The organism is Burkholderia sp. E168m15, assembly GCF_016586105.1.
Lineage (GTDB): Bacteria > Pseudomonadota > Gammaproteobacteria > Burkholderiales > Burkholderiaceae > Burkholderia > Burkholderia orbicola.
Genome location: NZ_BCPO01000103.1, coordinates 1 through 12,689, shown reverse-complemented (window position 1 = coordinate 12,689; position 12,689 = coordinate 1). Strand labels below are relative to the sequence as shown.

6 protein-coding genes are annotated in these 12,689 nt (G+C 70.6%); 3 read left to right on the top strand and 3 right to left on the bottom strand.

Annotated features, from left to right (window positions below; translation table 11 throughout):
- From JMF86_RS17475 to JMF86_RS17465, 3 genes are all read right to left on the bottom strand, one after another.
- The coding region (locus JMF86_RS17475) for a non-ribosomal peptide synthetase (protein WP_201317085.1) at nt 1-4,419 on the bottom strand (4,419 nt) is incomplete at its 3' end.
- Entirely contained in the window at nt 4,416-8,789 is a 4,374-nt protein-coding gene (locus JMF86_RS17470; protein ID WP_011547172.1) for a non-ribosomal peptide synthetase, read from the bottom strand. The genes JMF86_RS17470 and JMF86_RS17475, both read right to left, overlap by 4 nt.
- Before the next feature lie 123 nt (nt 8,790-8,912).
- Entirely contained in the window at nt 8,913-9,854 is a 942-nt protein-coding gene (locus JMF86_RS17465) for a helix-turn-helix transcriptional regulator (protein ID WP_011547171.1), read from the bottom strand.
- A 217-nt stretch (nt 9,855-10,071) separates the two neighbouring features.
- Here JMF86_RS17465 and JMF86_RS17460 point away from each other — a divergent pair, with 217 nt between their 5' ends.
- The 3 genes from JMF86_RS17460 to JMF86_RS17450 form a co-directional block, all read left to right on the top strand.
- On the top strand, nt 10,072-11,724 hold the full coding sequence (locus tag JMF86_RS17460; protein WP_011694812.1) for a (2,3-dihydroxybenzoyl)adenylate synthase: 1,653 nt from the start codon (nt 10,072-10,074) through the stop codon (nt 11,722-11,724).
- A complete protein-coding gene (locus tag JMF86_RS17455) occupies nt 11,721-12,494 on the top strand; it encodes a thioesterase II family protein (protein WP_078041584.1) in 774 nt (257 codons plus the stop codon). Before JMF86_RS17460 ends, JMF86_RS17455 begins: the two co-directional genes overlap by 4 nt.
- Nucleotides 12,491-12,689: chorismate mutase (locus JMF86_RS17450; RefSeq protein ID WP_201317084.1), on the top strand; the 199-nt coding region annotated here is incomplete at its 3' end. The genes JMF86_RS17455 and JMF86_RS17450, both read left to right, overlap by 4 nt.

Here is a 12,689-nt window from a genome sequence, read left to right as displayed (position 1 = left end):
GAACGGATGCGCATGCGCGAGCGGCTCCTCGCCGCGCAGCCGCGACACGAGCTGCGCGATCAGCAGCGAATCGCCGCCCGCAGCGAAGAAGTCCTGATCCGGCGACACGTTGCGCGTATCGAGCACGGTTTCCCACAAGCCGATCAACCGCGCGAGCAGCGGATCGGCTGCCTGTGCGGGCACCGCTCGCACCACGGCCGGCGCCGGTTCGCGGATATCGGCGATGCCGGCCAGCGTGCGGCGGTCGATCTTGCCGTTCGCGGTCACCGGCAAGCGTTCGAGCACGCGCAGTTGCGACGGCACCATGTAGTTCGGCACGCGCTCGGCCACGAACGACAGCAGCGTATCCGGCGCGATGCGTGCAGCGCCGCGCTTCACGTGAGCCAGCAGGATGTCGTAGCCGAGCGCGGCGAGCGGCGTGTCGGGCGCGACACAACCGAGCGCGCGATCGCCCGCTTCCGCCTGCAGCCATTCGAGCCATTGCGCGTGCGGCACGAACAACCGCGCCGATGCGGCGCGCGCGTCGTCCGGCGTCTCCATCATCAGCCCCTGGCTGATGCTGATTTCCGGATGCTCGGCCGTCAGTTCCTGGATCACCCACCACGCATCGGCAGCCGACAGCGCACGCAAGCCCGCGATCAGCGCGACCGTATCACGCGCATTGTTCAGCGCGCCGGAGCTGATCGTCAGGTCGACCGAATGCGGCGCAATGCCCTGCGCGTCGCACGGCGCGTTCATGTCGAAGCGCACGAAGCGCATCCACGGATACGCGGCGAAACGCTCGCGTGCGGCGGCGAGGAAGTAGCTCGACACGTCGCTGAACAGGTAATCGATGCGCGTGCCGGCTTCGACCAGCGGCGCGAGCGCGTCGACGATCGCACGCGTCACGGCGGCCGTGCCCGCGCCGATTTCGAGAATGCGCCACGAGCGCTGCGGTTCGCGTGCGACGACGGCGCGCACGGCCTGCGCCATCCCGCGATGCAGCGCGCGGGCATGTTCGCCGTCGCTGTACATCGCTTCGGCGATATGCGAAGCCCCTTCCGGGAACATCAGGCCGGCCGGCGACACGCTGCCGGAGATCTGCGCGTCGAGGCATCCGGCGCTGGTGCGGAAGTAGTCCACGAGCACGGCCGGCCACAGCTCGGGCGACGCGTGTTGCGCGAATGCGTCCCAGCACGCATGCGCATCGGCCAGGCTCGCGCGCGGCCGCATGCGCCAGCCGTCTTCGGCATCCGCCTCCAGCACGCCGTGCGCGACGAGCATCGCGAGCCAGTGGCGCAGCAAATGCCGTCGTGCCGCCGGCACACGCAGCCGCTCGCACAAGGTCGCGAAACCGGTCGAAGCATCGGTCGTCAAACCGCCGGCCGGAACGATCCACGCGGCGAGCGACGCCACGCACGCCGTTTCGAGCTGCGCGACCGAACGCGCCACGTCTACCTGCGCGGGCCAGCGTGCGGTGTCGAATGCCGTGCGCACCTGCGTCGTCAGGTCACGCAGCGCGTCGTCTCGCGCCGACGCAGGCGCTTCCGCACTCTGCAGCGACACGAAGCTCGCGAGCCGGCGCTCCGCGCCCTCGCCGAGCACGATCGTCGCCGCCGCGCCGACGAGCGGATGCGCGGTCAGCGCCGCATCGACCTCGGCCAGCTCGATCCGGTAGCCGCGGATCTTCACCTGATCGTCCTGCCGGCCGAGGAATTCGAGCGAGCCGTCGGCGCGCACGCGCCCGAGATCGCCGGTGCGGTAAAGCCTGCGCCCGTCCGCATGACGGATGAAGCGTTCGGCCGTCCGCACCGGATCGTTCGCGTAGCCCGTCGCGAGCCCGACGCCGCCGATATGGATCTCGCCGCGCACGCCCGGCGGACACGGCCGGCCGAGTGCATCGAGCACTTCCATCGTCTGCCCGGTCAGCGCGCGGCCGTACGGAATGCTCGCGAGCTGCGTGTCTTCCGGACGGATCGGATGCTCGATCGACCAGATCGACGCTTCGGTCGCGCCCCCGAGGCTGAACAGCGCGCTATCGGGCCAGCGCTGCCACCAGCGGGCCGGCAGCGTCACCGGAATCCAGTCGCCCGACCACAGCACGCGCCGCGGGCCCGGCACGTCGAGCGCCGGTTCGCCTTCGAGGTAGTCGATCAGCATCTGCCCCTGGGCGGGCACCGAGTTCCACAACGTCACGCGATGGCGCGCCATCAGTTCGGCCCAGTGCGACGGATCGTTGCCGCGCGCCGGATCGGGCAGCACGATGCACGCGCCGCGCGCGGTCGCGCCGAAAAAGTCGTAGACGGACAGGTCGAAGCTCAGTTCGGCCAGCCCCAGCACCACGTCGCCCGCACCGACCGCATGCCGCGCGCTGATGTCGGCGAGCGTGTTGCACACCGCCGCATGGCTCAGCATCACGCCCTTCGGCTCGCCGGTGGAACCCGATGTGTAGATCACGTAAGCCAACGCATCGGGGGCGATGTCGCACGCGGCGCGCGGCGGCCATTGCGGATCGCGCGGCAACGCATCGATATCGATGCGCACGCAACCTTCGTTTTCGAATGCGAGCGCCTGCACGCTGACGACCGCACGCACTCGCGCATTGCGCAGAATGGCCTGTTGCCGCAGCGCCGGCTGACGGCTGTCGACCGGGACGTACGCGGCGGCTGCCTGGACGATCGCGAGCACGGCCGCGAGCTGATGCGCGCACTTCGGCATCAGCACCGCGACGGTATCGCCCACGCCGACGCCGGCCTGTTCGAGCGCGGTACGCAGCGCCGCCGCCTGTTGCGCGACCTCGCGGTACGTGCGCGCACCCAGCGCGTCGATCACGACCGGCGCATCGGGCGTGCGCAACGCCTGCGCGGCGAAACCGGCCGCGATATGCGTATCGGCATCCGGATGCGCGTCGGCGACGGGCGTCGCGGACGGCAGCACGATGTCACCGTCACGCGACCACCATTCGGCATCGTCGGCCAGCCGGCCCAGCAGCGCGACATACGCGTCGAACATCGCGGCCGGCATGCCGTCCGGAAACAGGTCGTCGCGCACGTCCCAGCCGATTTCCAGTCCGCCGAACTGGTCGGTCACCTGGCAATCGAGCCATACCTGCGGCGTCTGGCTGATCATGGTGCGCGGCGGTTCGGCGCGCGTCGCCTGCTCGCCGAGCAGGCGCCCCACGCTGCCGATCCCGCTCGTGAACACCACCGGCATCAGCGCCGCGTCCTTGCCGCGCCGCCGCGCGAGTTCGCGCATCACGTCGACGCCGGTGAAGGCGCGATGATCGAGATCGTCGAACATCCGCGCGCCGATCGTGCGGGCACGTTCGACGAAATCGCGCCCGTGCGTCGCGTCGACGGCGAGCAGGCTCAGCGCGGTGAAATCGCCGAGCACCGCATCGATGCGCGGATGCACGGGCGGACGGTTCAATACCGTCAGGTTCAGGCAGAACGCCGGCGTCTGGCTCCAGCGGCCGACCACCTCGGCGAACGCGGCCAGCGCGACGCTCGCCGCGCTCAATCCGAAACGGCTCGCGTGGCCGCTCAGCGCGGCCCATTGCGCGCGGTCGAGCCGCGCATGCCGGTGCGTGAAGCGCGGCCGCCCGTCGGTGCGCATCGCGGGTACGACCGGCAGATCGGGACGCGCGGGCAGGTCGTCGAGGCGAGCGAGCCACCACGCCTTGTCGCGCGCATGCTCGGCGCGCGTCTCGGCCTGCGCTTCATGCAGCACATAGTCGCGAAACGTCGCATCGAGCGGCGCGGGCTGCCATTGCGGATCGTCGTAACGGCGCCGCCATTCGGCGAGCAGCAATTGCAGGCTCGCGTAGTCGATCAGCGTGAAATCCACGGACAGGTGCAGCACCGCGCCATCCGGGCCGAGACTCACTTCCGGCTGCAGCACCGGCCAGCGGTCGAGCGCATGCACCGCATGATCGAGGCGCTCGCGCACGCGGTTCAGGTGGGCGTCGAATGCGTTCGCGTCGGCCTCGCGCAAGTCGTGCACGGTGAGCGGCTGCCACGGCACGTCGGGCAGCACGCGTTGCCATGCGTTGTCCTCGACGATCGCGCGCAGCATCGGATGGCGCGCGACGCACGCATTCCACGCGGCTTCGAAGCGCACGCAGTCGAGATCCTTCGGCTCGTCGTATTCGACGTACAGATGGCACGCGCTGCCGCCGAACTCGAACGATTCGTGGCGGCCGAGCACGTACGCGGCCTGTACCGGCGTCAGCGCGAATCGTTCGTACTGATGCGCCGGATCGCTGCGCCATGCTCCGCCCTGAAGGAAACGGACGAACGCGTCGCGTTCGGCCTTGATGCGCGCGGCGAGATCCGCATCGAGCGCGCCGGCCGGCGCGCGATAGCGCAACTGGCCGCCGTCGTCGCACCACAGTTCGATCTGGCGTTCGCGGCAGAGATCGAGCACGTCGTCGAAGTTCACAGCACGCCCTCCTCGATCGTCGCGACCGACGCATCGCCGTCGGCGGGCGCCGCCGGTGTCAATTCGTCGAGCTGCGCCGCGAGGCCAGCGAGCGTCGGCTGCCGGTAGAACGCGGCCATCCCGATCCGCACGCCGAGCCGCTCGCGCAGTTGCGCGAGCAGGCGGGTCGCGAGCAGGCTGTCGCCGCCGAGCGCGAAGAACGTCGCGTCACGCGCGTTCGCCGCGCGGCCGAGCGCCTGCTCCCAACAGGCCAGCAATATCGCGTGCCGTTCGCCGGCCGGCACGAACGCGTCGTGCGCGGCCGGTGCGTCGCCGAGTGCGCGCGCGAGTGCATCCCCGACCGCCCGGCGATCGAGCTTGCCGTTCGCGTTGAGCGGCCAGCGCAGCACGCACCACAGCGCATCGGGACGCATCGCGTCGGGCAACCGGTCGCGCAACCAGTCCGCGAGCGCCGCCTGTTCGATCGGCTCGCCGACCCGGCGCGCATCGATGCAGGCGAATGCCGCCGAGCGCCAGCTGCGCGCATCGAGCGCAAAGCCGCACGCGTGGGCGGCCGCCGCCAGCGCATCGTGCGCGAACGGCCGCGGCAGCGACGCATCGCCCGCGACGCTCGCGACGAGTTCGCGCAGCGGCGAGTCGCGCAGCACGTCGGCGAGCAGCAGGCGGCCGTCCCGCGCGAGCAGCGCGGCCGCGATCCGGAAGGTGTCGCGCGGATCGTCGCGCAGGTGGGCCGCCGCGAAACTGATCACGCAGTCGAATGCGCCGAGATGACGTGCGGGCAGCAAGCCGTCCTGCATCGCCTGAAGCGCCGGCATCGTTCGCGTGAAGCGTGCCTGCGCGTTGTGCAGCAGGCCCGGCGACACGTCGAACAGCGTCACGTCGAAGCGCGGATCGTCGAGCACGCCGAGCCCCGCATCGAGCGCCTGGCCCGCGCGGGCATCGAGCACCGCGACGCGCAGCGCACCTGTGTGTGCCGCGGCCTGCGCGTCCAGCGCGGCGGCGAATTCGCGCAGCGCACGAACACCGTCCGGCAAACGTGTCGCGAACGCGAGCGGCGCCACGCACGGGTCCAGCAGTACGCGTTGCGCGGCGGTATCCGGATCGGCGGCGAGCGCGCGCAGCGCGGCCGTCAGATCGTCGAGATCGGTCGCCTGCCAGGCGAGGTGACCGAGCGCATCGACGAGGGCGATCGATGCGTCTCGCGGCGCGTGCCAGTGCGCACGCAGCGACGGCGGCAGGCCCGCGTCGCCGTCGAGCAGCCGCCCGGCCACGGCGTGCGCGACGGCCGCTTCCGCCGGCATCGTGTCGGCCATGTCGGCGGTCGCAAGCGATGCCGGCGCGGTGTCCGCTGCTGCACAATCGTTCGGCACGAACGCCGCGACGATGCGCGCGGCCTCGCCGTGGACGACACTCGCACACGCACCATCGATCAACGGATGCGCGGCCAGCGCCGCCTCGATCTCGCCGAGCTCGATCCGGTGACCGCGCACCTTCACCTGCCGATCCTCGCGCCCGAGGAATTCGAGCGTCCCGTCCGGCCAGTAGCGGCCACGATCGCCGGTGCGATACCAGCGGCCGGACGCGTGCTGCACGAAGCGCTGCGCGGTCAGCTCGGGATCGTTCCGGTAGCCGCGTGCGAGACTGTCGCCCCCGATCAGCAATTCGCCCGGCACGTAATCGGGCACATCGCGGCCGTCGCCATCGACGACGCGATACGCCTGCCCCGGCAACGGCCGGCCGTACGGAATCGAACGCCAGTGCGGCGGCACGTCGCGCACCGTCTGCACGTTCGACCAGATCCCGGCCTCGGTCGCGCCGCCGAGCGCGTGGAACGCACAGGCATCGCCGCAGCGCGCGCGCAGGCGCGCCGGCAGGTCGAGCGCGATCCAGTCGCCGGACAGCAGCGCCGCACGCACGCTGCGGCACGCGCCGCTCGCCGCCGGCACGGCCAGCGCCATTTCCAGCAGCGCGGGCGCCGAGTTCCACAGCGTCACGCGATGCTGCGCGATCAGTTCGATCCAGCGCGCCGCATCGCGCGCTTCGTCCTGCGTCGGCAGCACGAGTTGCGCACCGGCGCCCAGCGCGCCGAACAGGTCGTACACCGACAGATCGAAATCGAGCGCCGATACCGCGAGCAGCCGGTCGTCCGCGCGCATACCGAGCAGCGCATCGATCGCATCGATCGTGTTGATCGCCGCCGCGTGGGTCATCTCGACGCCCTTCGGCACGCCCGTCGAACCGGACGTGTAGATCACGTAAGCGGTCGCCTGCGGCGCGACCTCGAGCGGCGCGGCCAGCGGCGCATGCCGCGACAGCGCGGCGATACCGACATGCGGCAGCGGCCCGCCCGCGCACGCGGTGTCGCCGATCACGGCCTTCACGCCCGCCGCGCGCTCGATCAGCGCCTTGCGCGCGACCGGCTGCGCGATGTCGAGCGGCACGTAGCACGCGCCGGCCGCCAGCACGCCGAATACCGCCGCGACCTGCTCGGGCCCGCGCGGCAAACTGATCTCGACGGCATCGCCGTGCCCGATCCCGGCCGCGCGCAAGCCGCCCGCGATCGCGAGCGCCTGCGCGGCCAGTTCGCCGCGCGTCACCGCGCGATCGCCGCATCGCACCGCCACGGCGGCCGGCTCGCGTGCGGCCAGCGCGAAGAAATCGTGATGCAGCGTGCGCGCGCGGCCGGGAGCCGGCAACGCATTGAGCGTATCGCGCACGCGTCGCTGCGCGGACGGCAACTCGACCGCGATCGGCAGCCGCCAGTCGCGATCGCACAGCGCCTGCACGAACGCGACATACGCGCCGAACATCGCGTCGATCATTCCGTCCGGGAACAGCCCGTCGACGCTGTCCCACGCGAGCAGCGCCCCGCCCGGCACGCGATAGAGCTGATGGTCGAGCCATACCTGCGGCGTCTGCGAAATCATGTCGTGCAGATCGCCGAACACCTGCGCGAACGCATCGGGCACGAACGATTCGTCACCGAGATTGCACGAGAACACGACCGGCGCCGCGCGCGGCGTGCCCTGCCGACGCGCATCGCGCAGCACGTCGAGCGCCGGATACGCGGCCTGCGCGATCGCACCATGCAGCCGCTGCTGGAACGCGCGCACCGCGTCGGCCGCGCTCGCATCGGCACGCACGTCGCATTCGACGAGCAACAGCGTCGTGAAATCGGCGATCACGCGGCCCAGATCGGGCGCATCGCCGTGCCGGTCGAACAGCGGCACGTTGAGCAGGAATGCCGGCCGGCCGCTCCAGCGCGCGAGCACGGCCGCGAACGCCGCGCCGAACACCGACGACAGCGTGATGCCATGCTGCGCGGCGCGCGCCTGCAGGCGCGTCAACTCATCCGTGCTCAGCTTGTGCGCCACGCGGCTGAAACGCGGCGAGCGGATCGTTTCCGGCGCGCGGGCGAGCGGCAGCGCCGGCCCTTCCGGCAACGTCGCAAGCCGTGCCTGCCAGGCGTCACGCGCCGCGGCCCGCGCATCGCGCGTCTCGGCCGCGCGACGCGCGAGCCAGGCCGGGAACCACGTCGACGGCGCAGCCGGCAGCGCCGACGGCTCGGCATACGCGACGCCGATCTCCTGCATCAGCAGCCGCACGCTGTCCACGTCGGCCGCGAGCAGGTCGACGCTGAGCCACACGCGATCCTCGCCGCCAGGCATCTGCACGAGCCCCATCATGAACACCTGCGCGTGCTCGACGTCGAGACATTCGTGCGAGCGGAACGCGCGCAGCGACGCCCATTCGGTTTCCGCATCGGCCGCCGTCCGGTCGCGCCAGTCCGCGTGCGCGAACACCGGCGCGTCCGATTCGGCGAGGATCTGCTGACGACCGCCGTCGAAACGCGCGCGCAGCATCGGATGACGCTCGCGCACGCGCCGGCATGCCGTGTCGAGACGAACGGGGTCAATCGCGCGGCTGCGGAATTCGAGAAACGCGTGGCAGCTCACGTTGCCGAGCACTTCGCCGTCGCCGCGGCCGAGCCAGTACGCCTGCTGCACCGCGGACAACTCGAACGGCGCATGCACGTCGACTTCTTCGGCCGCGCCGACGGCGTCCGCCCGCGCGACACGCGGCGCATTCGCGAGCAACGCGGTCCACGCGCCGAGCGTCGGCGTGCGCGCGAGCGCATCGAACGTCAGCGCATGGCCGAGCCGGTTCACGCGGGTCTGCAGATACATCAGCCGGATCGAATCGAGGCCGCAGCTCAGCAGGTCCTCGTCATCGTCGAGCGACGCGATCTCGTCGACGGATTCGTCGAGCAGCTCGGCGATCAGCGCAACGAGCCGCGCGCGAAATTCAGTGGGAGAACAACAGGAAGGATCGGAATGGTCGGTAGTGGAATCGACAACGGTCTGGCTCATGGGCACGCCTTGTATGGGTCGTTCGACGGCGGTTCCGCGCGGCGGCGGCCACCTGTGAATGAGAATCTATCTCATTAACACCCATGAGCCCGGTCGATTCCTTTAGGCTGCCGGTCAGTTGTTTTAGATCGCCGCGCCCGCCAGTTCCTCGTTGTCGATCGCGTTCGACGACACGCGAATATCGCTCGGCGAAATGCCGTAGCGCTTGCGGAACGCGATCGAAAAATGCGCGGGGCTGTAGCCGACGCGGTACGCGACGGTCGACACGTTCGCATCCTCCGCGCACAGCATCGCGTGCGCGGTCCGCAGCCGGTATTCCTGCAGATACGCGTACACGCTCGTGCCGAACACCTTGCGGAAGCCGGCCGTCAGCTTGCGCGAATTCATCCCGACGCGGCTCGCGAGCGCGTCGAGCGTCGGCGGATGCTGAAGCTCGCGCGTCAGGATGTCGCTCGCCGCATACACGCGCTCGACATCCGACGACGTGACGCGCACGTCGGCCGGCGCGTGCTGCCGCTGCGTGGCCAGCAACTGCGCGCTCAGCGCGGTCAGCTCGAACGCCTTCGCCTTCAGGTAGTACTCGCGCACCGCGCCCTCGAACGGGCAGGTGGCGATCTGCACGGCGAGCGCCTGCAGCGCCTTCGACGCCGGGCAACTGACGATGCGCGGATCGCCTCCCGTCGGCGCGAGCATCTTCTCCGGCAGCAGGCTCAGGTTGCGGTCGAGCGCATCGAGGCCGAGCTGCACGATCGTGTAGCGCAGCGGCACGTCGCGGTCGTAGATCTGGTGGGTGGTGAATTCGCCGTCGTTGGCGATCACGCACAGGCCCGGCCCCTTGATGCATTGCTCGGGCTGGCCCGGCACGCGGCAGCGCAACTGCCCGCTCTGCACGAGGACGAGCTTCAGCCCTTTTTCGAGCGGCTCCTCGTACCAGTCGCGGCTATCCGAGCACAGCGTGCCGCTCATGAGTTTCATGCCCGCGTCGATGTGCACCACACCCGGATGATTGCCGGGCACGAGCACCGGCGGGTGACGTCGTGACGAAGCGAAGGAGGTCGATCTCATCGGAGGTCCGTTGGTTGGGCGGCACGCGCGGACCGGCGCGCGCCGGCGGCAACCGGCCGATTGTCCGGCCGGACCGGGCGGGTGCCGCGCGACCGACGCCCGATCGAACGAAATTGCCGCGATATCGAAAGAAACGGCGCTATCGCAGCACCTGTTACAAATGATAATACCTCTCATTTACATTTTCTGACAACTTGCCGGAACCCAAGGTCAGCGCATGCAATCCTCCCCTTCCTCCCTGGCGGCGGCCGTGCCGGCCGACGCGCCCGACTGGCCCGACGACTTCGCGCGCCGCTACCGCGACGCCGGCTACTGGCAGGACACGACGTTCTTCGACGCGCTCGATGCGTGCGCGGAACGCCATCCCGACGCGCTCGCCGTCGTCGACGGCACGCTGCGGCTGCGCTATCGCGATCTGCTCGCGCGCATTCGCCGCCTCGCGGGCGGCCTCGCGCGCCTCGGCCTGGTGCGCGGCGACGCTGTCGTCGTCCAGTTGCCGAACGGCGCGCGCTTCATCGAGACGTGCTTCGCGCTGTTCCAGCTCGGCGTGCGGCCGGTGCTCGCGCTGCCCGCGCACCGTCACTACGAGATCGGCGCGTTCTGCCGCTTCGCCGGTGCGCGTGCCTATCTCGGCGCGTCGCAGCTCGGCGATTTCGACTGCCGGCCGCTCGCGGCCGCGTTGCAGGCCGACTGCCCGACGCTCGAGCACATCGTGATGGCCGGCGACGATCACGCGTTCACGTCGTTCGACGCGCTGTACGACGCGCCGCCCGTGCTCCACTGCTCTGCACGCGCCGACGACATCGCGTGCTTCCAGCTGTCGGGCGGCACGACCGGCACGCCGAAGCTGATTCCGCGCCGCCATCGCGAATACCTGTACAACGTGCGCGCGTGCAGCGCCGCGAGCGGTTTCGATGCCGACACCGTCTATCTCGCCGCGCTGCCGATGGCGCACAACTTCACGCTGTGCTGCCCCGGCACGATCGGCGCATTGCTCGCAGGTGGCCGGGTGGTAACGACCGCGCGGCCCGAGCCCGACCAGAGCTTCGCGCTGATCACGCAGGAACGCGTCACGCATACCGCGCTCGTGCCGCCGCTCGCGCTGCTGTGGCTCGACGAGCAGCCGCAACGGCAGACCGACCTGTCGAGCCTGCGCGTGCTGCAGGTCGGCGGCGCACGGCTGATGGACCACGCGGCCGAACGCGTGACGCCCGTGCTCGGCTGCCGGCTGCAGCAGGTGTTCGGCATGGCCGAAGGGCTCATCTGCTGCACGCGGCTCGACGATGCGCCCGAGCGCATCGCGCACACGCAGGGCCGCCCCGTCTCCGAAGGCGACGAAGTACGCATCGTCGACGAAAGCGGCGCACCGGCCGCGGCCGGCGAGATCGGCGAATTGCAGGTACGCGGCCCGTACACGATCCGCGGCTACTACCGGCTCGCGGAGCACGACGCGACGGCGTTCACGGCCGACGGCTTCTACCGCAGCGGCGACCGCGTGCGGCGCACCGCGGACGGCGACCTCGTCGTCGAAGGCCGCGACAAGGATCAGATCAACCGCGGCGGCGAGAAGGTCTCGGCCGAGGAAGTGGAGAACCTGTTGCTCGCGCACCCGCAGGTGCACGATGCGGCGGTCGTCGCGATGCCCGACCCGATCCTCGGCGAGCGAACCTGCGCGTTCGTGGTCGCACGCGCGCCGGCCCCGTCCCGACTCGTGCTGAAACGCTACCTGCGCGACCGCGGGCTCGCGGCGTTCAAGATCCCCGACCGCATCGAATTCATGCCGCGCTTTCCGGAAACCGGCATCGGCAAGACCAGCAAGAAATCGCTGCGCGACCTGCTGCGCCGCCAGTTGGAGGCGGCGGTCGCATGAGCACGCACCCGACCGGTTCGAGCTGGATTCGCGAGTTGCGGCTGTCGCCGTGCCCGCGTGCGCAGCTCGTCTGCTTTCCGCACGCGGGCGGCACCGCGAATTTCTTTCGCGGCTGGAGCCGTGCGCTGCCGTGGGACGTCGATCTGCTCGCGCTGCAGTATCCGGGCCGCGAGGAACGCTTCGGCGAGCCGTGCCTGCCCTCGATCGACGCGCTCGCCGGCCCCGCTGCCGACGCGCTGCAACGCTATGCCCATGCACCGCTCGTGCTGTTCGGGCACAGCCTCGGCGCGGCGCTCGCGTACGAGGTCGCGGTGCGGCTCGAGGCGCGCGGCGCCGCGCCGCTGTACGTGGCCGTGTCCGCGCTGCCGCCGCCGCATCGCCAGCGCCCGTCGGATCTGCACCTGCAGTCAGACGACGCGCTCGTCGGCGACGTCGCCCGGCTGTCCGGCGAGCACGCCGCGCTGCTCGCCGATCCGGAAATGCGCGCGATCTACCTGCCGATGATCCGCCACGACTACCGCGCGATCGAAACGTATCGGCGCGACCGCCCGCCGCGCATCGATGCGCCGCTCGGCGTGATGCTGCCGCTCGCCGATCCCGAGCTGGACAGTGACGAGGCGCACGCGTGGCAGGACGTCGCCGCGCGCCCGATCCGCGTCGAGACGTTCAACGGCGACCACTTCTACCTGCGACACCAATACCCGGCGGTGATCGCCCATCTGGTCGAACGGATCGACCAATCCCTTCGTTACGGAAAGGAGTACACATGAAAACACCGGACGCCTGCACGGGGCTGCCCGACATTCGCGAAGCGATCGATCGGCTGGACGCCGACATCATCGACGCGCTCGGCCGGCGCATGCAGTACGTGTTGGCCGCGTCGCGCTTCAAGCCGAACGAAGCGAGCATCGCCGCGCCGGAGCGGGTGGCCGCGATGCTGCCCGACCGGCGCCGCTGGCCGAACA

Excerpts from the sequence above, each read along its gene's own strand:
- JMF86_RS17455 (WP_078041584.1), top strand. The coding sequence starts at position 11,721 with ATGAGCACGCACCCGACCGGTTCGAGCTGGATTCGCGAGTTGCGGCTG.
- JMF86_RS17470 (WP_011547172.1), bottom strand. The coding sequence starts at position 8,789 with ATGAGCCAGACCGTTGTCGATTCCACTACCGACCATTCCGATCCTTCC.
- JMF86_RS17465 (WP_011547171.1), bottom strand. The coding sequence starts at position 9,854 with ATGAGATCGACCTCCTTCGCTTCGTCACGACGTCACCCGCCGGTGCTC.
- JMF86_RS17460 (WP_011694812.1), top strand. The coding sequence starts at position 10,072 with ATGCAATCCTCCCCTTCCTCCCTGGCGGCGGCCGTGCCGGCCGACGCG.